The 20,991-nt window shown below is 35.1% G+C and carries 23 protein-coding genes; 9 read left to right on the top strand and 14 right to left on the bottom strand.

Translation table 11 applies throughout. The features are described 5' to 3' along the window. Positions 1 to 543 precede the first annotated feature (543 nt). The 8 genes from rpsO to AACK98_RS05870 all read right to left on the bottom strand — a co-directional run bounded on the left by rpsO (position 544) and on the right by AACK98_RS05870 (position 9,254). On the bottom strand, positions 544 to 813 hold the full coding sequence (rpsO, locus tag AACK98_RS05835; RefSeq protein ID WP_339040676.1) for a 30S ribosomal protein S15: 270 nt from the start codon (positions 811 to 813) through the stop codon (positions 544 to 546). A gap of 277 nt (positions 814 to 1,090) precedes the next feature. Next, the gene (locus AACK98_RS05840; protein WP_339040678.1) at positions 1,091 to 2,299 is read right to left on the bottom strand and encodes a pyridoxal phosphate-dependent aminotransferase; all 1,209 of its coding nucleotides are present in this window, start codon (positions 2,297 to 2,299) and stop codon (positions 1,091 to 1,093) included. A gap of 17 nt (positions 2,300 to 2,316) precedes the next feature. After that, a complete protein-coding gene (locus AACK98_RS05845; RefSeq protein ID WP_339040680.1) occupies positions 2,317 to 3,879 on the bottom strand; it encodes an NADH-quinone oxidoreductase subunit N in 1,563 nt (520 codons plus the stop codon). A 185-nt stretch (positions 3,880 to 4,064) separates the two neighbouring features. Next, entirely contained in the window at positions 4,065 to 5,612 is a 1,548-nt protein-coding gene (locus tag AACK98_RS05850) for an NADH-quinone oxidoreductase subunit M (protein ID WP_339040682.1), read from the bottom strand. A gap of 31 nt (positions 5,613 to 5,643) precedes the next feature. Then, positions 5,644 to 7,587, bottom strand: a complete 1,944-nt coding sequence (gene nuoL / locus AACK98_RS05855; protein ID WP_339040684.1) for an NADH-quinone oxidoreductase subunit L — start codon at positions 7,585 to 7,587, stop codon at positions 5,644 to 5,646. Between the two features lie 11 nt (positions 7,588 to 7,598). Then, the gene (nuoK, locus tag AACK98_RS05860) at positions 7,599 to 7,928 is read right to left on the bottom strand and encodes an NADH-quinone oxidoreductase subunit NuoK (RefSeq protein WP_339040686.1); all 330 of its coding nucleotides are present in this window, start codon (positions 7,926 to 7,928) and stop codon (positions 7,599 to 7,601) included. Then, positions 7,925 to 8,533 carry an NADH-quinone oxidoreductase subunit J gene (locus AACK98_RS05865; protein WP_339040688.1) on the bottom strand — a complete coding sequence of 203 codons (609 nt, stop codon included), beginning with the start codon at positions 8,531 to 8,533 and terminating at the stop codon, positions 7,925 to 7,927. Before AACK98_RS05865 ends, nuoK begins: the two co-directional genes overlap by 4 nt. 388 nt (positions 8,534 to 8,921) lie before the next feature. After that, a complete protein-coding gene (locus AACK98_RS05870) occupies positions 8,922 to 9,254 on the bottom strand; it encodes an accessory factor UbiK family protein (RefSeq protein WP_339040690.1) in 333 nt (110 codons plus the stop codon). 517 nt (positions 9,255 to 9,771) lie between these two features. On the opposite strand from AACK98_RS05870, the gene AACK98_RS05875 reads away from it, so the two are divergent. Genes AACK98_RS05875 through AACK98_RS05885 form a run of 3 tightly spaced genes read left to right on the top strand, consistent with a single transcriptional unit; the run spans position 9,772 to position 10,431 of the window. Further along, positions 9,772 to 10,188, top strand: a complete 417-nt coding sequence (locus tag AACK98_RS05875) for a hypothetical protein (protein WP_339040692.1) — start codon at positions 9,772 to 9,774, stop codon at positions 10,186 to 10,188. Beyond that, positions 10,151 to 10,303, top strand: a complete 153-nt coding sequence (locus AACK98_RS05880; RefSeq protein WP_339040694.1) for a hypothetical protein — start codon at positions 10,151 to 10,153, stop codon at positions 10,301 to 10,303. The genes AACK98_RS05875 and AACK98_RS05880 overlap by 38 nt, the downstream gene beginning before the upstream one ends. Beyond that, positions 10,252 to 10,431: a hypothetical protein gene (locus tag AACK98_RS05885; protein ID WP_339040696.1), complete on the top strand. Its 180-nt coding sequence runs from the start codon at positions 10,252 to 10,254 to the stop codon at positions 10,429 to 10,431. Before AACK98_RS05880 ends, AACK98_RS05885 begins: the two co-directional genes overlap by 52 nt. On the opposite strand, the gene AACK98_RS05890 is transcribed toward AACK98_RS05885, so the two are convergent. The 3 genes from AACK98_RS05890 to AACK98_RS05900 form a co-directional block, all read right to left on the bottom strand. Continuing rightward, complete coding sequence (locus tag AACK98_RS05890; protein WP_339040698.1) at positions 10,424 to 10,987, bottom strand: hypothetical protein; 564 nt, start codon at positions 10,985 to 10,987, stop codon at positions 10,424 to 10,426. The two genes, AACK98_RS05885 and AACK98_RS05890, sit on opposite strands and share 8 nt — an antisense overlap. Next, the gene (locus AACK98_RS05895) at positions 10,984 to 11,391 is read right to left on the bottom strand and encodes an IS1 family transposase (RefSeq protein WP_339040232.1); all 408 of its coding nucleotides are present in this window, start codon (positions 11,389 to 11,391) and stop codon (positions 10,984 to 10,986) included. The genes AACK98_RS05890 and AACK98_RS05895 overlap by 4 nt, the downstream gene beginning before the upstream one ends. A gap of 503 nt (positions 11,392 to 11,894) precedes the next feature. Beyond that, complete coding sequence (locus AACK98_RS05900; RefSeq protein ID WP_339040700.1) at positions 11,895 to 12,305, bottom strand: hypothetical protein; 411 nt, start codon at positions 12,303 to 12,305, stop codon at positions 11,895 to 11,897. A 443-nt stretch (positions 12,306 to 12,748) separates the two neighbouring features. Here AACK98_RS05900 and AACK98_RS05905 point away from each other — a divergent pair, with 443 nt between their 5' ends. The 6 genes from AACK98_RS05905 to AACK98_RS05930 all read left to right on the top strand — a co-directional run bounded on the left by AACK98_RS05905 (position 12,749) and on the right by AACK98_RS05930 (position 20,158). After that, a complete protein-coding gene (locus AACK98_RS05905; protein ID WP_339040702.1) occupies positions 12,749 to 13,321 on the top strand; it encodes a hypothetical protein in 573 nt (190 codons plus the stop codon). 24 nt (positions 13,322 to 13,345) lie between these two features. Beyond that, on the top strand, positions 13,346 to 14,914 hold the full coding sequence (locus tag AACK98_RS05910) for a hypothetical protein (protein ID WP_339040704.1): 1,569 nt from the start codon (positions 13,346 to 13,348) through the stop codon (positions 14,912 to 14,914). A gap of 134 nt (positions 14,915 to 15,048) precedes the next feature. Beyond that, on the top strand, positions 15,049 to 17,181 hold the full coding sequence (locus AACK98_RS05915) for an ATP-dependent helicase (protein WP_339040706.1): 2,133 nt from the start codon (positions 15,049 to 15,051) through the stop codon (positions 17,179 to 17,181). A 14-nt stretch (positions 17,182 to 17,195) separates the two neighbouring features. Further along, on the top strand, positions 17,196 to 17,888 hold the full coding sequence (gene uppS / locus AACK98_RS05920; RefSeq protein ID WP_339040708.1) for a polyprenyl diphosphate synthase: 693 nt from the start codon (positions 17,196 to 17,198) through the stop codon (positions 17,886 to 17,888). Positions 17,889 to 18,362: 474 nt separating this feature from the next. Then, on the top strand, positions 18,363 to 18,926 hold the full coding sequence (locus tag AACK98_RS05925; RefSeq protein ID WP_339040710.1) for a TIGR00730 family Rossman fold protein: 564 nt from the start codon (positions 18,363 to 18,365) through the stop codon (positions 18,924 to 18,926). A gap of 458 nt (positions 18,927 to 19,384) precedes the next feature. Further along, positions 19,385 to 20,158: an IS982 family transposase gene (locus AACK98_RS05930; protein ID WP_339040242.1), complete on the top strand. Its 774-nt coding sequence runs from the start codon at positions 19,385 to 19,387 to the stop codon at positions 20,156 to 20,158. A gap of 57 nt (positions 20,159 to 20,215) precedes the next feature. Here AACK98_RS05930 and AACK98_RS05935 read toward each other — a convergent pair whose 3' ends face one another. From AACK98_RS05935 to AACK98_RS05945, 3 genes are read right to left on the bottom strand one after another with little or no spacing between them, the layout of a single operon-like run. Beyond that, positions 20,216 to 20,395 carry a hypothetical protein gene (locus AACK98_RS05935; protein ID WP_339040696.1) on the bottom strand — a complete coding sequence of 60 codons (180 nt, stop codon included), beginning with the start codon at positions 20,393 to 20,395 and terminating at the stop codon, positions 20,216 to 20,218. Further along, on the bottom strand, positions 20,344 to 20,496 hold the full coding sequence (locus AACK98_RS05940; RefSeq protein ID WP_339040694.1) for a hypothetical protein: 153 nt from the start codon (positions 20,494 to 20,496) through the stop codon (positions 20,344 to 20,346). The genes AACK98_RS05935 and AACK98_RS05940 overlap by 52 nt, the downstream gene beginning before the upstream one ends. Beyond that, on the bottom strand, positions 20,459 to 20,875 hold the full coding sequence (locus AACK98_RS05945; RefSeq protein WP_339040712.1) for a hypothetical protein: 417 nt from the start codon (positions 20,873 to 20,875) through the stop codon (positions 20,459 to 20,461). The genes AACK98_RS05940 and AACK98_RS05945 overlap by 38 nt, the downstream gene beginning before the upstream one ends. Positions 20,876 to 20,991 lie beyond the last annotated feature (116 nt).

Raw genomic sequence — 20,991 nt, forward strand, 5'->3', positions numbered from 1 at the left:
CCAAAAGCTTTAAACAAGTTGTGCTCCACTCAATTTTTCACTTCTTAACAAAACTTAGTTCTTCTAAAGTCACTCAATCATTAACATATTATGCACTCTACATCCCTTGAAATTTTTACTATTCTTTAAATACATCTCAAAGGTATATTATTAACTTCACCAAATTTAATTAGTCTGCCAGTCACAAATCGATTTGCTATGCAAATAAATTTTTGCGGAAAGTCGAACGTACAAAAATTAGCTTGGGAAGCGGCCATTCACTAATTTTCGGATATATCATTTCCGATACTTGCAAATACTACTTAACAAAATCCATAAGGGTTTTGATAACTTTGCCACTTTTTCTGTTGGACTTTCGGTGCATCATAATTGCTTGCAAGCCAATATCAATCCTATGCTTAGAAAGTTATGGCGCAAGCGACTAATTAAAGCTATAAGCAACTCAACTGCAGAATCATTATCATGTCTCTGAACAAAATCACAACTACACAAGGCAGAGATACTACACTCAAATAGAGCACCTTTTCCTCTAGATCAGTAAGCTTATTTACGCAACCCAAGTCTTGTTATAAGCGCTTTATGTCTTTCTGGATTTTTACTTTTAACATATGCAAGTAATCTCTTACGCTTATTTACAATAACAAGCAACCCTCTGCGTGCCTGAAAATCCTTAGGATTCGCATTAAAGTGCCCAGTAAGTGCCTTTATTTGTGCAGTAAAAACAGCACATTGAACCTCAGGCGACCCAGTATCTGTGGAAGAACTCCCATACTCCTTAATCAAAGAAGCTTTATCTTCTTTTTTTATCGACATCTAAATAAACCCCTACAAAACTGTTATAAATTAATGTAATCAGCAAAACACACGCTTGCTTGATAAATACTTGTCATTTATTCTACACATAAACTGCAAAAATAAGCGCAAAATAGGCGGAACTAAGATGTCGTCCAGCAAACCGCTATTAAATCATGTGTATAAGGAACTGACGCAGCACGTATTATGCAACACTTCTACTATATAATCCAGTAAAAATCCTGCGACACTACAATAATTTTCATGCAAAACAATATGACTTAAAATGTAAGTAGGACTAAACAATTGAAGCGCAGTAATCTAAAATCCTACTGCAAGCAACTCTTAAATTCTCGTTACTTGTTGCAAATGAGATTCTAAAGTAACTTGGCATCCCAAAAGCACTCCCAGGAACTACAGCAACAAGACCTTCTTCCAGAAGTCCAGAAGCAAAATCTATGTCATTAGCTATCTTCCTACCGCTACTTGATTTTTTCCCAATCGCAAACGTACAACTTATAAATAAATAAAATGCTCCATCTGGTATAACATAACTGAGAGCAGGAAAATCCTTTAATAATTTATTTACTAAAGTAAGGCGCTCTTCAAAAAGAGCAGCTCCTTGCTTAACGCAATCCTGAGGCCCCAAAAGTGCAGCAACCGCAGCAGCCTGACTAATAGAGCATGGATTAGAAGTGCTCTGCGATTGTATCATAGACATCGCTTTTATTAACTTCTTATTACCTGCACCGTAACCTATCCTCCAACCAGTCATAGCATAAGACTTAGAAACACCGTTAACAGTGAGAATTCTATCTTTTAAGTGAGGCACAACCTCAGCTGGAGTTGAGAATTTGAAATTGTTAAATACTACATGCTCATATATATCATCTGAAAGAACATTTATATTTTCATGCTTAGATACAACGTCCATCAAATCTCTTAACTCCGATTCAGTATATGCAGAACCAATAGGATTACTTGGAGAGTTTAATAACAACCACTTAGTTCTAGAAGTGATCGCTTTCTCCAGCTGAGATGGTAATAACTTAAAATTATTTTCAATGCCACACTGCACAACCTTAGGCACACCTTGAGCAAGCAATACCATGTCTGGATATGAAACCCAAAAAGGTGCTGGAATTATCACCTCATCACCTGGATCTAAAGTAGCAACAAAAGCATTATATATAACCTGCTTAGCACCAGTACATACTATAATTTCATTATTACTATAGCTTATATTATTCTCTTTAGAAAATTTATGCGATATAGCGCTTTTTAACTCTGCAGTGCCATCTACAGCAGTATACTTTGTCTTCCCAGCTCTAATTGCAGTAACTGCAGCCTCTTTTACATGTTCTGGAGTATCAAAATCTGGCTCTCCAGTACTCAAGCTTATAACATGCAGTCCTGAATACTTCATGTTTGCAGCTTTTTCTGCAACAGCTAAAGTCGGAGATTCCTTTATTTTTTTCAAATGCTCTGCAATCAACATATTATTCATATAAAAACGAAAAAAAATTATTCCCAAAGCTTCAAAGCGCCTACTTCTACGAACTTTGATATAACTTCAGGAACCATTATATAAAGCATATTGAACAATACGCCAAGCAAAATCATAAATTTTAACAACAAACTCTTTAACTCCAGATTATCTGAATCACCGTCATCAAAATACATGACTTTAACAACTCTTAAGTAATAAAAACTACTAACAGCTGCACAAACAACAGCAAATACAGCAGCTGGATATAGTTCCTGCTTCACAACACTCAACAAAACAAAGAATTTTGCAAAAAAGCCTGCAAACGGTGGTACCCCAGCCATAGAAAACATAATAACAGATATAGAGAAAGCAAGCACAGGATTATTCTTACCGAGTCCAGCAAGCTGTTTGATATTTTCCTTTTCTTCTCCATTTTTAAAACGCAGTGCAAAAAGTATTGCAAAGATTGTCGCAGTCATTACAAGATATATAATGGTGTAAGTAACTGCGCTGTGTATACCAGCAAAATCGCTTGATGCAATCGCAAGAATAATAAATCCTATGTGTGCTATGCTGCTATATGCTATAAGCCTTTTTATGTTTTGCTGCATAATAGCACCAAATGATCCTATAGCAAGCGAAGCGATGGAAGTAAATATTGCTATTCTCTGCCACTCTTCAACCAAGTCAAACATTACTCCATACAACAATTTTATAAAGAATAACACAACGGCTGCTTTAGAAGCAGTTGCTATAAAAGTCGTAACTATTGCAGGAGAACCTTGGTAAACATCAGGTGTCCACATATGAAAAGGAGCCGCCGACATTTTAAAACAAAATGCGACTAATATTAACACCATCCCAACTATAAAACCAATTGGTACACTGCTCAAAGCACCATCCTGTGCGCTTAAACTTGCACTTGCCGCGCTAGAACTTAGATAATATTCTCCTATACTATCAAAATTGATACTTCCAGCAAAACCATATATCATGGAGCAGCCGAATAGATAGATACCAGAAGCTAGCGCACCTAATATGAAATATTTGAGCGCAGCCTCAGAAGCTGCAGGACTATCTCGTAGGTAAGCAACTATAACATAAGTAGCAAGACTCATTAGCTCAAGAGCAAGGTAAAGCACAAGTAAATCATTAGAGCTAATAACTAGCATCATTCCAACAGTAGAAAATAACATCAGTACAAAAACTTCAAATGGCATTTTCTTTATATTATCGGAAGAAACAGCTATCAACATACTACCTATCACAGATAGCAATATAATATACTTCGCACTTACAACAAAAGAATTGCTTTCTATGCTGTTTTCCAATGCTGTCTTCTCAACTCCTGAGATTAAATGTAGGAAAAACAGTGTAACAAATAACATTGCTATAGAGAGGTACCCTACATGCCTAGAAAATACAACATTTCTCTCGCTAAAATTGGAAAATCCGCTACAGAGTGCAGAATTCTGCGAATTAGACGTGGATATATTACTTCCTCTACAAAATATTCCGTAGAGCAGCATCATGATAGTACCTAGTACTAGAATCGCTTCCGGGATCAATATATCTATATCACGTAAAATATAACTCATCGTTTTTAATAAATATTTGTATTTCTAAAATACTACTCCTTAAAACAAGGTAGAAAAAGCCTTATTTATAGCAATCATAACGGTCGAATCTCTGACTACTTCTTTTGTGATTTCATATAACCATTGCAAAGTAAATAATTAATTCAGATAACATCTAAACCCATGTAAACAGCCAAAATCATAATTTACTTTTTATTTGATTTTATCTGCAACACAGAAATCAACTCATCGGAGATCCCTGAATTTTGCATCGAAACTGCAAATGGCTCAACGATTTTCCAAGTCGACTGTTGTATGCCACTTGTTATAATGCTTGGATATATGCCAATAGCCACAACAACAATAGCAAGAGAAGAAAGCACAAATTTTTCAAGCGATACACAATCTTTGATCGCATTCACATTTGAGTTTAAATTACCAAATACAACACGAGCAACTAGCCATAACATATACGCAGCACCAAGCACCATACCAAGAGCCATCAATGCACCATATATATGACTATAATCAAATGTAGATGCAAGAATCGCAAATTCACCTATAAAACCTGAAGTGCCAGGAAGACCACACGATGCAAAAGATAATAACACTAAAAACAATGCAAAACTCGGCATCCTCTCAGCCAAACCGCTATAAAACTTAATTTCCTTAGTATGAGCACGTTCATAAAGCACACCAACACACACAAATAAACCTGAAGAAATTAGTCCATGGCTAATCATTTGGAAAACAGCACCACATACTCCTTCAGGCTGCAGAGTAAAGATTCCAGCAGTAACATAACCCATATGCGCAACTGAAGAATAAGCGATTAGCTTCTTCATGTCAGATTGTACCAATGCAACAAAAGACGTGTATATTACAGCAATGATGCTTAGAACAAAAACCAAGTCAGCAAAGTATTGTGAAGCCATCGGAAGCATAGGAACGGAAAATCTCAAGAAACCATATCCACCCATCTTAAGTAAAATCCCAGCTAGCATAACAGAACCTGCAGTTGGCGCTTGAACATGCGCATCAGGAAGCCAAGTATGAACAGGCCACATAGGAATCTTTATTGCAAATGATATGAAAAATGCTATCCAAAGCCACTTTTGAGTATCAAGAGTATACTGTGGCAATATATGCACAATCTCTTGCATATCGCTAATTTCCGTTGTGAAATATATGTAGAGCACACCGATGAGCATCAAAACAGAGCCAAAAAACGTATACAAGAAAAATTTATACGCTGCATAGACTCTATTCTCTCCTCCCCAAACTCCTATAATTAAAAACATAGGAATCAGCACTGCTTCAAAAAATAAGTAGAATAAAATAAGATCTTGAGCAACAAAAACACCTATAACCAGAGCTTCCAGCAATAAGAATAAAGCAAAGTATTTTTTTACACCTTTTTTTATAGAATTCCAACTAATCACAATGCATAGTAAAGTCAAAAATGTCGTGAGTGGAATAAAATATAGAGATACGCCATCAATACCTAGTTGATAGTATATATTATAAGACGGCATCCATTCATACTTCTCGATAAATTGCATGGATTCCGCTGAGTAATCAAAGACAAGTGAAAGATATACAGATAACAAGAAGCTTGCAATAGCAAATACTGATGCGAAGCACTTAATTATATAAGCATTATCACTCGATTCTTTGATGAGTAGTAGCAGCAAAAAGCCACACAATGGCACAATCAATAGTAATGATAAGATTGGAAGCTGTTCTATCTGCATACCGCGTTTCTATGAATTTTAAAAAATTAAATTACCAAGGTAGATATAAGTATATAACAACGACAACACCAAGTATCATAGCAACCGCATAATGATACAAATAGCCGGTTTGTATGCTACTCACACACTTTGCAAACATACGAGATAACCTTGCAGCGCTGTTTGGAATAGCGTCAATAGCCAGCACTTCAACCACAAGCGAAATAAAATTTGCTATCAAAAATGACGATTTTACGAATAACAAATTATATAATTCGTCAAAGTACCATTTATTAAGCAAGAAGTTATGTACGATTTTGGTGTGATTGTAAATAAAAGTGAGAAAACCTTTAGCTGCAATATATAATGCATAAGCAAGTAATATGCCTAAAATAGCTAATAAAATAGGATAATATAGAACCATCCCCTCTATAGAGTGGATCTTATGCAACACGTTATTTTGTGGCAATACAAAGATAGATTTACCCCAAAAAATCATCTCAGGATTCAAAATATCAAAACAATAAACTCCAATCGCACCAGCAAGCAGCGCACCAATACTCAAGAACATGAGCGGAATAAGCATATAAGGACCTGACTCATGTACCTTAGCAAATTGGCTAGTTGAGAGCTTAGATTTTCCGTGAAATACCAGTATAATCAACCGCCAAGAATAGAGTGCTGTTAATGCTGCAGCCGCAATACCCAGTAGATAAGCAAAGCCACCGAAATGATTGTCACTTATGTAAGCAGCTTCCAGTATTGCATCTTTAGAATAAAATCCAGCAAACGGTGGAATTCCAGCAAGTGCGAGAGAACCTATCCACATGAAAGCATAAGTGACAGGGATCTTTTTCCAAATGCTGCCCATTTTCTTTATGTCCTGCGCACCAGACAAGGCATGTATTACACTGCCTGCACCCAAGAACAAAAGTGCCTTAAAGAATGCATGCGTGAAAAGGTGGAAAATTCCAGCTGAATAAGCTGAAACTCCACAAGCAAAAAACATGTAACCAAGTTGACTACATGTGGAATACGCAATTATCTTCTTGATATCATCCTGAACAAGCGCAACAGTCGCCGCAAAAATACACGTTATACCGCCCACAAAAACAACTACATTCAAAGCTGTTTCTGAATATTCGAATATAGGTGAACATCTAGCAAGCAAAAATACGCCAGCTGTCACCATGGTAGCCGCATGTATAAGAGCAGAAACAGGCGTTGGCCCTTCCATTGCATCTGGCAGCCACGTATGCAACCCTAGCTGAGCAGATTTCCCCATACAACCTATAAATAACAATACACAGATCAGTGTAATAGTATCGCACTCCATGCCAAAAAAATGCGTTACATCACCAACAAGTGGCTTAACCTCTGCAAAAACAGACTGATAATCAAAAGTATAAAATTTTGAGAATATTAAGAATATACCTAAAGCAAGACCAATGTCACCAACTCTATTTATTAAGAAGGCCTTAATCGCTGCGGCATTTGCTTCACGCTTCTTAAACCAAAAACCTATCAATAAATATGAGCTAAGGCCAACACCTTCCCAGCCAAAGAACAACTGAATAAAGTTGTCTGAGACAACAAGCATAAGCATGCAAAATGTAAACAAAGAGAGATATGCCATAAACCTAGGTTGATGAGGATCATCTGACATATATCCTATTGAATAAACGTGTACTAGTACAGAAACAGTAGTCACAACAACTAGCATTACAGCCGTTAACATATCAATGTATATAGACCAATCTGCTTTAAAATCTTCAATGTCAAACCAAGTAAATAACTTTAGATGTATTACAGAACCTGAATCATACACCTTATAAAATATTATATATGAAAGTACTGCTGATAAGAATACAGACGCTGTAGTTACACTCTGCGCTATAATTGCACAGGTAGCTCGCGTAGAAAGCCCTATAAAAGCCGCAGCAAGTAGCGGCAATGCAACAATCATAATCGCGAGCAAATCAAAATTTATACTCATATAGCAAGCACTTAGCCTCGCATTTGATTCATGTTATTAACGTCAATATTCCCAAGATTTCTGAAAAATGCAACCAAAATTGCAAGACCTATAGCAGCTTCTGCAGCAGCAACAGTCAAAATAAAGATCACAAATACTTGACCAACCAAGTCTTGCAGATAAACCGAGAATGCAACAAAATTTATATTGACAGCAAGTAACATCAACTCAATCGACATGAGAATAGAGATGATACTTTTTCTATTTATCATGATTCCACATACTGCAATGACAAACAATGCAGAAGAGACAACTATATAGTGCATCAAAGAAACGTCATTAATGATTTGTATAGAATTCATATAGAAACACCTTTAGAAATCTCAGCATCAACTAGCTCAACGCTATTTTCTTTATTTCTTAACATCTGTGCATACACGCTCTGCTTTTTCGCATTCTTACTGTGACGAACTGTAATAGTTATCGCACCAACTATTGCAACAAGCAGCACAAGGCCTGCCATTTGAAACGGCAAAAAATACCTAGTATATAATTGCCTTCCTATTGCTTCAGCATTTGTTATAGTATCAATCTCTACAACTCCTGGAAGTTTTGTAAAATAATCTCTAGATTCAACAAATACCCACAGTAACTCAATTAGAATAATGCAACTTAAGAAAAGTATCAACGGCACATAAAGCTTAACGCCATGCTTTGTCTTTTTGTTCTTGATGTCTAGCAACATTATTACAAAAAGAAATAGCACCATCACAGCACCGACATAAACGACTATCATTGTCATAGCTATATATTCAGCACCAATTAGTAAAAAAAGTGCGGCAGCGTTTAAAAAACAGAAAATAAGACTTAATGCAGAATAAACTGGATTTGAAGAACTTACAACACAGATCGCAGAAACAAGCAGCAATAAGGAAAATGTACAAAAAACCAACTCAGTCATTAGCATTACCAAGCAAACAAGTTATCATAAGCAAACTCCAATGCACCACCTTAACTGTCAAAAGATCCAGACAAAAGAGCTCGTTTAGAACTGTATACCGCGTTCCAAGCAATTTTGCAATTTTTGCTTTATAAATCTGTTTAAATTTAAGAACTAACAGAAGTCATAACAAAAACTAGACAATATAGAAAGCTCATACTCTTAACTATTTCTCTTACCAGATAATAATATGTTATCAATATATCGAGATTATAATCAAAAACCAATATATTTTGGACACACTTGCATAAAATCTGTATTGATCTAAAGCTTAAGCTAACAATTGAATACAGATATACCATATAAGAAAAATAATTTAAGACCTCAAGTGAGAGATCCAGCAAACTATTTGAAGTTATTTCTTAATATCTTCAATGCTCTTATCTTTCTCTGTTTTCTTAGACTTTGCTTTGATTGGTTTTTTCGCACCAGATACATCCTGCTTTTTCGAGGATTTTGATTTGTTTAATAGCTCATCTATAGCAGCTTTATTCTCTATAGCAAGCTTCTTCACAACTTCAAATTCTTCGTGTTTAACGAAATTCATCCCATGTATCAATGACTCGCAATATTCTTTTATATATTTCATTAAATCATTTTTAGCGCCATTCGCCATTTCAAGTACAGAAGCCGCAATTTTTGAAAGCTTGGAGAATGTATCGCTATTGTTATTTTTCTTGTTACTCACCATAACCAATTTATTGATTTGAACTGCTAAACTGTATTAAATTTATCAGATATATTAGTAAGACAACTAATAAATGTCACAAAAAAGACATCTGAAGTGAAGTCAGCAACTTTGACTACAGCATATATGATAGTTTCTGTCGAAAAAATAGGCAATTCATTTCTACACATAAGATAGTAATCTAAAGAAGAAGCTAAGCACCGCACAGCAATGCAAAATGCATAATTCAGCAAAAAAGCATAATAAACAACAGCCATTTTCAGCAGATTGAGTATACACTCAGTATCTTTTCTATTTATCAAAAATGTATGTACATATGATTTTTTACTGGAAATAAATTTTGAATAGTGTTAAAGTTAGATATGCTATTTCCGCGTGCATTGATTAAAATTGGAGAGTTTTCACAATTAGATAGAAGTATGATATGATCACTTTTTTAAAAACTAAAGAGTGGTTTTATGGTTTGTTGTAAGGGATGTTGCTCTGATATCTTTGTAAAGAATGGCATTGTGAGGGGGTGTACAGCGTTATAAGTGCAGATCATGTTCTAAATTTTGTTGAGGGCGATCTGGGCAAGAAGCCTCAAACAGCTGTTAAGAAAGCATTATGCGTTATGCTATATAGTCTTGGTAAGGGCTCTTTTTCTATGTTAGGCAAGATATTAGGGCATTCGGCGTCCATAATTTATCGCTGGGTAGTAGAGGCGATGGGCAAGACTCAGGAGCCAGTTGTCTCTTCGGATATTATGGAGATGGAATTCGACGAGATGTGGCATTTTATTGGTTCAAAAAAAACAAGCTTTGGATCATTAAGGCAGTTGATCGTAGTACAAGGAGAACAGTTGCCTGGGTTACAGGCAATCATGATGCTGCAACATTCCAAAAGCTCTACAAAAAGTGAGTCATCTGAAAGAATGTCATTTTTATACGGATGATTGGGATGCTTTTTCTAAAATTTTACCCAAAGAGCGTCATACAATTGGAAAGTCTGGCACAGTATGTGTATCGAGAGAGATAATAGCAACACGCGACATCATTTATGCCGAATGACACGGCGCACTAAAATCGTTTCTAAAAAAGAGTCAATGGTATACGGATCCATCAAGCTTTGGTGCGCTCTTACTATTACACAAATATTCAAACAATATCAAGAACAGCTCTTATCTATCTTTATGTGAAAACTCTCGTCTTTTTATAAAAATCCTCCCCAAGTAACTCTTTCGTATATTCATCTTTAAATAAACTTAAAAAATCCTGTGTTTCTTCTGTAATATCTTTATAGAATATTTTGCCACGACTATGACGAGACTCATTAAAACGATATTTTTTCCCATCTTGAATAACTCTGTACTCTAGCAATTCGCTCATTTTTAATAAATCATCTAAATGAATAGCCTCTATCTTACACAGCTTCTCTTTCTGCTTTACTAAATCAGCATATAAGCCAGCAATTCTCCCTTTTAATTCCAATGATTCACTTATTGTATACTTCTCTTGAAATGTCTCAATTTCATTTTCTAAATAACCAATATGCTGAACTAAAAGTTTGCTTGCTCCGATACGTTTCTCTGTAAATTCTGTGTTTTTCTGATGAAATTGCGCTTCTAATTCATTAATACTACCAGAGAAATTTTCAACAACCATATTTTCAACAACATATCGCTTAATAAATGCATTTGATCCAACTGCTTTCTGAATACCTTGCAAAATCAAAATAAATTCGAGAGTTTTCACATAAAGATAGATAAGAGCTGTTCTTGATATTGTTTGAATATTTGTGTAATAGTAAGAGCGCACCAAAGCTTGATGGATCCGTATACCATTGACTCTTTTTTAGAAACGATTTTAGTGCGCCGTGTCATTCGGCATAAATGATGTCGCGTGTTGCTATTATCTCTCTCGATACATACTGTGCCAGACTTTCCAATCGTATGACGCTCTTTGGGTAAAATTTTAGAAAAAGCATCCCAATCATCCGTATAAAAATGACATTCTTTCAGATGACTCACTTTGTTGTAGAGCTTTTGGAATGTTGCAGTATCACGATTGCCTGTAACCCAGGCAACTGTTCTCCTTGTACTACGATCAACTGCCTTAATGATCCAAAGCTTGTTTTTTTTGAACCAATAAAATGCCACATCTCGTCGAATTCCATCTCCATAATATCCGAAGAGACAACTGGCTCCTGAGTCTTGCCCATCGCCTCTACTACCCAGCGATAAATTATGGACGGCGAATGCCCTAATATCTTGCCTAACATAGAAAAAGAGCCATTACCAAGAACTATATAGCATAACGCATAATGCTTTCTTAACAGCTGTTTGAGGCTTCTTGCCCAGATCGCCCTCAACAAAATTTAGAACATGATCTGCACTTATAACGCTGTACACCCCCTCACAATGCCATTCTTTACAAAGATATCAGAGCAACATCCCTTACAACAAACCATAAAACCACTCTTTAGTTTTTAAAAAAGTGATCATATCATACTTCTATCTAATTGTGAAAACTCTCAAAATGAAGTAGAATTCCTTGAATATTATCTAATTTATGAGTGTCTCCCAAAGCGCCGCGTGACGATTTCTGCAATCAAATGCGCTATAACTGATCTATAAATATTTTATGGCCGCTATTTCAGCTACTAACGCCCCTTTCCTTGATTTTTTCCACGAGATGCAGATTGTGCTTTTATCAAATTAACCCAAAACCCATTTTCAGCAGCGGTTTGCATACTCATTCTAGCGAGAATATATCCTATTTTTTGTGAAGCTATAAATTTTGACCAAAATCCCTTTGGCTCTACCACTCCTACAATCTTTTCGCTAACCTCCACCTGAACCTTGCCCTTTTCCATATGTTGGTCATACTTAGTAACACCTTGAGTCTGCTCTATGTCATATAACATATCTTCTGATTTTCCTACAGACTTTTCAGCATTCTCAAGTTTTACATCACGCATTTTAGAAGACTTCCCTTCGTTACCATTTTTTTTCTTTCCTTGCTCTGACAAATATTGTGACGATGACCTTATCGACTGTATAGCTCTGTCCACTTGCTTTGCGCTATACCTCCTATAAAGATACACAACTAGCATATAAAATCCTATAGTAACCAGGCATGCTATTGAGGCAATAAAGAACATGTAGTAATAATAGTTCATAGAATTTTGTTGTTATATATCTGTTTTAGGTAACACGAGTTATTAATCGACAACTCAGGTTACATATGAAATACGATAGATTTATTACTACACCTCTTTCCTTTATATATATGATCTACTAGAGTATGCAGAAATAAGGAAAGTGCAACCTATATTCACTAAAGTACTTTTCTTCAAACAATCTTCGTCTATATTTAACTAATATTCCAAATTTCGAATCATTGTAATCACGAGAAACACTAAAAATTCTAGTAGCTCAAATGAATAGATCACTCAAAAAAGAGGTAATAAGAAAATCTGTACACATGACATCGGTTTTGATACCTATCTTCTATATGTTAACCGATTTTTCTACTTCTATCATTATATTTATCATTATATTAAATCTATGTTTAATATTCGATTTATTAAGACTGAGGGTATTAAAAGACTCTGGCATATTTGAAAACCTCATAAATATTACAGGAATATCCTCAATATTTAGAGAACATGAAAATGAAAGAATAAGCGGAGCAAGTTATTTGCTTTTAGGCACAGTCATATGTATAACATTCGTACCAAAAATTATATTTGTTATGGCATTCTTCATACTAGCAGTTGCGGATTCTGCAGCCGCACTTATAGGGAAGATATATGGCAAGTATAAGATAAGAGAGAAAACTTTAGAAGGAACATGTGCATTTTTTATAGCATCGATTTTTGCTGTCTTTCCTACTGCAATATTATACAATAACACTAATCTACAATTTATAGCTGTACTACTTGTTTCAATCATCATTACCACATTTGCTGAGTTATACCTCGCAAGTAGAATGCTAGATGATAATTTAATTATACCGCTTACATTTTGTATAAGCTACAGTATAATGTCCAGCTTTATTGAAGTAGGAAACTTACATCTCAACTAGTAAAACCATTTTTACTAAAATAAAATGCACACAACGACGCCTATAAACGCACAATTACAAGTATCTGATACCGGAAAGATTAATATTGACACAAGTAGCATCATTACAATCTCAGACAGCTTCAAAAATCTGCAAAACGGTGCAAGTTTCAAAGGCTTTGCGAAAGAAATGCAAAATGGCGAAACTCTAATTCAAACAAATTTTGGAGAAATAGTACTAACGCGTCAAGGAAGACACTCAATCTTTAATGGAGCCATTCAAATAGAAGTGGAACAATTAACAGATTCTTTAATAACACTCAAAATAACACAAGAAAAACAAAATATCTCAGACATACATCAAGAAAGGCCGCAAACTCCTAAAACGCTTGAAATTAGAATAAATAAAAATCTCGCAAGTAATGCTACAACAAACGCGGATAGTCAAGTGAAATATAGTGAAATCCCAGTCATTCGAGACAAAATAAGCATGGGAATACAAAGACCAGAAGTAGAACTAAAAAGCATTTACATAGATAAACAGTTTTGGAATTCAATATTTTCGGAAAATTCACCAGCAAGAAAACTACTTTCAAATGAATTGTTATCGGCAAATATAGAGCCAGAAGATAAAATAAAAGGCAATTTTGTTATAATCAGAGATAGTAATGTTATTTCTCGTATGGCTGGAAAAGAGTTTTTGATAAATGAAGACGGAGCACTATACTTAAAATGCAATTTGATCACTCATGAACAATATAATGTAACATCTATCAAAACTATGCTTGGCTGCTTTATCCACGACAGCTATTCCTGGATGCACATGAAAAAAGGAGATGAGTTCTTAGTGACTCAACTCACATCACTTGAAATGAACAAAGATAACATTACCATAACCAGCCCAACTAAAGTACAAATTGCTGAGAATTTCGAATTACTTAAGAATTTAATTCAGAAAACGGAAGAAAATATTAGAAACGCAAGCGACATAAAAAACATGGATTATGGTTTACTTCCATCATTTTCAAAAGAAACTAATCATCATTCACAAATCAATGTTGTTTTTGAAATGATGGCACTACTTGCTGGAATAAAGCGGACCTCTAAAGATGAATCCACAGAAAACTCACCATCAACACAAAAAACGAATATATTAAGTTTGCTGAGAGAGGTTTATACACAAACTGCATCTCTAGAGTATCAGATTATAATGCTGCCTTTCTTTTATGACGGGAAAATTGAGTTCTGCAAGATTTATATAAAGAATGAAGAAGAAAAAAAAGATGACGATAATTCTCAAAATCCAGATAAAACACTAAATTTTAAATTAGAAATAGATTTGCGTAATCTTGGACCAATTGTCATGGATGGCAAATTCACTAGTAAGTCTAGCTTACGAAAGTTAGAATGTGAAATCCAAACAGAACATGGATTCCCATATTATGTTAAAGAGGAAATACATAGCGCTTTTTCCAACTGCTGTGAGGCATTAACACTGCAAGGAAAAATCTTGTTTTCACATATTCAACATCAAGAATTTGATGCTCAGTATGAACATGTAACCGATGATTCAGAAGATGCACATGCATATAGAAAATATGATGTAGTAATGTAACTTGCATAGCATTCATAGCTCATGTAAAGTATCAAAGCTATATTTGCAAATTTCCCTTATCATTAACAAACTCCTAATTCCTAACTAATACATTAGTTTAATTGCAATATACATGCAACAAATGGAACAAATAGATGAATAAAGCACAACTTGAATATCCATACGGACTAAATGAGCATCAGATGGATGCTGTTTCACACATTGACGGCCCAATACTTGTTCTTGCAGGAGCTGGCACAGGAAAAACAAAAGTGCTTACAACTAGAATAGCACACATTATATCACTTGGCGCAGCTTCACCAAATCAAATACTTGCAGTGACATTTACAAACAAAGCTGCAAGCGAGATGAAATCGAGAATCAGAAGCTTTGTCGGTGACGTTGTGGATGGAATGTGGATCGGAACTTTTCACTCTATAGCTGCAAAGATATTGCGCTACCATGCGAGTAAAGTGGGATTGTCAAATAATTTCACAATCATTGATACTCAAGACCAATTGAGAATCGCAAAACAAATTCTAAGAGATATTGGTATTGATGAAAAACAGTATACTCCTAAACTAATGCTATACATCATCGGCAGATATAAAGATAAAAGCTGGACACCAGATAAAGTTCCAGAATCTGAAGTTGGTGGGTTTGCAAGAGGGATGATGCGCCAGCTTTATGCGGAATATCAAAATAGGTTGTTATCACTTGGTGCTTTGGATTTTGGTGATCTTCTACTATATAATGTAGTGCTTTTTAATGAAAACCTTGATGTCGGATCATATTATCAGGAAAAATTTAAGTATATACTTGTAGATGAATATCAAGATACAAATGTAATTCAGTATTTGTGGCTACGCATACTGACACAAAGCAACAGTAACATATGCTGCGTTGGAGATGATGATCAAGCAATATATGGATGGCGCGGCGCTGAAGTTGCGAATATACTGAGATTCGAGAAAGATTTTCGCAATGCTAAAGTTGTAAGACTAGAACAAAATTATAGATCCACATCTTATATTTTAAATTGCGCCACTCAACTCATCTCAAATAATAGATCAAGACATGGCAAAACCTTATGGACAGCAGATTCTCATGGGGAAATGATAAAGCTATACAGCTTCTTTAATGATAAGCATGAAGCAAGATTTGTAGCAGATGAGATAGATGTATTGCATAGATTACATAAACAAACACTTTCAGAAGTCGCAATCCTTGTGCGCGCGAGTTATCAAACAAGAAATTTTGAAGAAAGTTTAAACGCTTTTAGAATACCATATCGTATAGTCGGAGGTACAAAATTTTATGAACGCACAGAAATTAAAGATATCATTGCGTACATAAGATTGCTTGTTAATTTAGATGATGGTCTTGCACTAGAGAGAGCAATCAATATTCCAAAAAGAGGAATAGGAGATGCAACAATGCAGCAAATATATGAGACATCAAAAATTCATAGTATATCTTTATTTGCAGCAGCATCCAGTATGGTGGAGAATCAAACTGTTAAGGGGAAAACAGCTGCCGCAATTCTATCATTTTTTGAACAACTGGCACGCTGGAGAAGTTTATTGAACAATATGAATCACACAGAAGTCATAGATATCATGCTTGACGAAAGTGGATATAAGCAAATGTGGAAGAATCAAGACACAGAAGAATCAAAAGAGCGACTGGACAATATCAAAGAATTAGTAAATAGCATTAAAGAGTTTCCAGATTTGTCAACGTATTTAGAGCATGTAAGCCTCCTTGGAGATACAGACGCGATTTATAATGATGATAAAGTGAACGTAATGACCATACATGCCGCAAAAGGACTAGAATTTTCTAATGTTTTTCTTCCTGGATGGGAAGAAGGGTTATTCCCTAGCGCAAGAACAGTCTCAGAATCTGGAAATACCGGAATAGAAGAAGAAAGACGCCTTGCATATGTTGCAATCACAAGAGCTAAAGAAAGACTATACATTTCATATGCAAATACCAGAAGCGTATATGGGTCAATTCAATCTTCCACGCCATCTAGATTTTTAGATGAGCTACCTAGCGAAAGCTGCCAAGATATGTCAGAGCTGCTGCTGAAGAAGAAAAAAGATATCAATAACGCTCAACGAACAAAACAGCCAATCAATACTCAATCTGGTAAGAAAGTAGAACATAATGTGTTCGGAACTGGAATAATCTTAAATGTATATGATAGTATAGCTCAAGTCCTATTCGATCGAACAGGTCTCAAAAAAGTTTCTATAGATTATTTGAAAGATTGTGAGGAATAATATAGTTAGCTAAAATGCAAAAGATCCCTAAACATATCGCAATCATCATGGACGGAAACGGGCGCTGGGCTCTACAAAATGGACTAAGGAAGGAAGAAGGACACAGAGAGGGAATAGTAGCAGCAGAAAGAATATTAAAAGCCTCCATAGCAAATGGCGTCAAATATTTAACACTATACGCTTTCTCTTCTGAGAATTGGGCAAGACCAAATAGTGAAGTGTCAAATTTAATGAACTTGCTACATAAGTATTTACTAAATAACACAGAAGATCTAATATCCAGTGGCGTCAAAGTAATATTCATAGGAGATAAATCAAGCTTAGATCCTGCAATACAAGAATTAATGCAAATAGCTGAATCTTCCTCTGCACATAATAAATTTCACCTAGTAATTGCTATTAGTTATGGTGCAAGAAATGAAATAAGAAATGCTGCGCTCGAAATGTGTAAATACGTTATTTCAAATAAAATTGAGCCTAACACGATTACAAGCAAGTTATTTGATAACTTTATTAATAGTGATATTCCAGATCCTGATCTGCTTATAAGAACGGGCGGCGAAAGAAGGATTAGTAACTTTCTACTATGGCAAATTGCATATACTGAACTCTATTTTAGCGATAAACTATGGCCTGCTTTTTCTGAAGCTGATTTGATTGATGCAATTAAAGACTTTAGCGCTCGTGATAGAAGATATGGAAGATAGAAAATATTCCTAACAGCTTTAGAAAAAACTAAAAATCTATATTCACTTCAATTTGATATAAGAGCTAATTTTTGTACATTTAACTTTCAGCAGAAATTTATTTGTGTAGTAAATCGATTTTTGACAGACAGACTTTCTAGTTCTTTTTGAAGTATGACGAAGATTTTATCTGGATATATCTCAATATTATAGCTCTTATAAAGTACGCGCACCAGAAGTCTCAGAAGCAGCGTAAAATGCTGCCACGAGTGTTAAAATAGCGCTTTAAATTCGTAAGAAAATGTTGTAATAAGCACAAAAACCTTACGGATTTTGTGAAAGTAGTGTTTGCCCGCGGCACAGGAGCAATTAATATATCCAAAAATTAGTGCATGGCAGCTCCCTAGCTAATTTTTGTACATTGAACTTCTCCACAAAAATTGATTTGCGTAGCAAATAAATTTTTGGCGGATGGACTATAAAATATAAAAATTTATGCCAATCACAAAAACTATCTGCATATTTTGTGGAGCAAAAAAAGGTCGTAATGACAGAATTATTAAACTTGCAACAATTGTTGGCAAAATAATCGCAAGGAAGAATATAAATCTAGTATGCGGTGGTGGCAACACAGGTCTTATGAGCATTGTAACTGCAGCAGCTGTCTCTGAAGGTGGTTTTGTAACGGGTATTCTTTCTGATGGTTTGAAATCTGAAGTTCCAAATACCAATAGCACAAAACTCATTAAAACACCATGCCTGCAAACTAGAAAAAAAGTTATGATTGAAATTGCTGATGCATTTCTAATATTACCTGGGGGATATGGAACTTTAGATGAATTTTTTGAAATTATGGTATTATATAGAATTGCTATGATCAAAAAACCAATAGTGCTATTCAACTATCTAGGATTTTGGGATGATATAATAAAGCAGATGGATCGAATACAACAAGAAGGATTCTTAAGGCAACATGACAGCAAAGCACCAATTATAGTAAATAATATAGAAGAGTTTCAAAATTGGCTTTCAATTTTTGACTGCATTAGAGAGAAATAGTACTATAACGCTTTAGCCATATAGCACCGCCTTCATCAGTGCATACTAAAAATAGATAATCGTCAAAACGCAATGTTTGAAAGTCGCCGTGATTCACGGCTTCATGTCAAAGCTCCATAGAAAAAATAGCAAAGTTTTTGCTAAAAACACTACATGAGCTTTATATCTTTAGTTTCTATCTAAATAGCACTTGCAAGCAGATGAAGCTTTTAATGTCATAAAAATCTTTTACTTGACCTTAAACATAACCCCAGTTCGACGTAAGGAATAGAGAAATAAGATTAGCGGCATAAGAATGGAACCATTAGAATTCCTCCAAAACCACTACATTTTGAGGATATACCATGGTTCCCTTATTAGAGCTATACTGTTATATAGATGACTTTTGCAAGCTATTTGAAGAGCAATTGCAGAATCGAGGTTTATGCAGTGAGAGAAGATTAAGACATAGGCAATACATGCTGAGCTTATCAGAGATCATTACAATACTTGTGATGTTCCAACTTAGTCATTATCGAACATTTAAAGATTTTTATAAAGACTGTCTAAGCATACACTATGCGTCGGAATTTCCAAGATTAGTGAGTTACAATAGATTTGTCGAGCTTATGAAGCATGCTGTTGTGCCACAGATGGTTATGCTACGCTCTTTATCTGGAAGTAAGACTGGTAAATACTATATTGATTCAACAAAGCTTGAGGTTTGTCATAATATGCGCATAAGAAGACACAAAGTTTTCAAAGATATAGCAAAACGTGGGAAAACATCAACTGGTTGGTTCTTTGGATTTAAATTGCATATTATCATGAATGATTGTGGTGAAATTATTAATATATCAATAACACCTGGTAATAAAGATGATAGAGCAGTTGTAGAGAATCTTGCACGCAACTTGAAAGGATGGCTGTTTGGAGATCGTGGATATATATGCAAGAACATAGCTAAAAAGCTACGTGCTCAAGGTTTAGAGCTAATTACTAGACTTAAGAAAAACATGAAAGAAAAGCTATATTCTGAAGCTCAAAAATCCTTTTTAAACAAGCGTAACTTTATTGAAACAGCTATAGGACAACTGAAGAATATCTGTCATATACAGCACACAAGGCATAGATCAACAACTAATTTCTTAGCTAACTTATTTGCTGGAATAACTGCTTATACTTTAAAACCAAATAAACCAGCAGTCTCATGGAAAAATAAAATAATAAACTTAGCTCTTATATCGAACTGAGGTTAAACATAAAGCTCCCTGCTCTTTTCAACTGACTATTAAATGATTTGAGAGTTTTCACATAAAGATAGATAAGAGCTGTTCTTGATATTGTTTGAATATTTGTGTAATAGTAAGAGCGCACCAAAGCTTGATGGATCCGTATACCATTGACTCTTTTTTAGAAACGATTTTAGTGCGCCGTGTCATTCGGCATAAATGATGTCGCGTGTTGCTATTATCTCTCTCGATACACATACTGTGCCAGACTTTCCAATTGTATGACGCTCTTTGGGTAAAATTTTAGAAAAAGCATCCCAATCATCCGTATAAAAATGACATTCTTTCAGATGACTCACTTTTTGTAGAGCTTTTGGAATGTTGCAGTATCATGATTGCCTGTAACCCAGGCAACTGTTCTCCTTGTACTACGATCAACTGCCTTAATGATCCAAAGCTTGTTTTTTTTGAACCAATAAAATGCCACATCTCGTCGAATTCCATCTCCATAATATCCGAAGAGACAACTGGCTCCTGAGTCTTGCCCATCGCCTCTACTACCCAGCGATAAATTATGGACGCCGAATGCCCTAATATCTTGCATAACATAGAAAAAGAGCCATTACCAAGACTATATAGCATAACGCATAATGCTTTCTTAACAGCTGTTTGAGGCTTCTTGCCCAGATCGCCCTCAACAAAATTTAGAACATGATCTGCACTTATAACGCTGTACACCCCCTCACAATGCCATTCTTTACAAAGATATCAGAGCAACATCCCTTACAACAAACCATAAAACCACTCTTTAGTTTTTAAAAAAGTGATCATATCATACTTCTATCTAATTGTGA

The sequence above is a fragment of the Candidatus Lariskella endosymbiont of Hedychridium roseum genome (genome assembly GCF_964020185.1).
GTDB lineage: Bacteria > Pseudomonadota > Alphaproteobacteria > Rickettsiales > Midichloriaceae > Lariskella.

Excerpts from the sequence above, each read along its gene's own strand:
- rpsO (WP_339040676.1), bottom strand. The coding sequence starts at position 813 with ATGTCGATAAAAAAAGAAGATAAAGCTTCTTTGATTAAGGAGTATGGG.
- AACK98_RS05840 (WP_339040678.1), bottom strand. The coding sequence starts at position 2,299 with ATGAATAATATGTTGATTGCAGAGCATTTGAAAAAAATAAAGGAATCT.
- AACK98_RS05845 (WP_339040680.1), bottom strand. The coding sequence starts at position 3,879 with ATGAGTTATATTTTACGTGATATAGATATATTGATCCCGGAAGCGATT.
- AACK98_RS05850 (WP_339040682.1), bottom strand. The coding sequence starts at position 5,612 with ATGCAGATAGAACAGCTTCCAATCTTATCATTACTATTGATTGTGCCA.
- nuoL (WP_339040684.1), bottom strand. The coding sequence starts at position 7,587 with ATGAGTATAAATTTTGATTTGCTCGCGATTATGATTGTTGCATTGCCG.
- nuoK (WP_339040686.1), bottom strand. The coding sequence starts at position 7,928 with ATGAATTCTATACAAATCATTAATGACGTTTCTTTGATGCACTATATA.
- AACK98_RS05865 (WP_339040688.1), bottom strand. The coding sequence starts at position 8,533 with ATGCTAATGACTGAGTTGGTTTTTTGTACATTTTCCTTATTGCTGCTT.
- AACK98_RS05885 (WP_339040696.1), top strand. The coding sequence starts at position 10,252 with ATGTGTATCGAGAGAGATAATAGCAACACGCGACATCATTTATGCCGA.
- AACK98_RS05905 (WP_339040702.1), top strand. The coding sequence starts at position 12,749 with ATGTTAACCGATTTTTCTACTTCTATCATTATATTTATCATTATATTA.
- AACK98_RS05910 (WP_339040704.1), top strand. The coding sequence starts at position 13,346 with ATGCACACAACGACGCCTATAAACGCACAATTACAAGTATCTGATACC.
- AACK98_RS05915 (WP_339040706.1), top strand. The coding sequence starts at position 15,049 with ATGAATAAAGCACAACTTGAATATCCATACGGACTAAATGAGCATCAG.
- uppS (WP_339040708.1), top strand. The coding sequence starts at position 17,196 with ATGCAAAAGATCCCTAAACATATCGCAATCATCATGGACGGAAACGGG.
- AACK98_RS05925 (WP_339040710.1), top strand. The coding sequence starts at position 18,363 with ATGCCAATCACAAAAACTATCTGCATATTTTGTGGAGCAAAAAAAGGT.
- AACK98_RS05930 (WP_339040242.1), top strand. The coding sequence starts at position 19,385 with ATGCTGAGCTTATCAGAGATCATTACAATACTTGTGATGTTCCAACTT.
- AACK98_RS05935 (WP_339040696.1), bottom strand. The coding sequence starts at position 20,395 with ATGTGTATCGAGAGAGATAATAGCAACACGCGACATCATTTATGCCGA.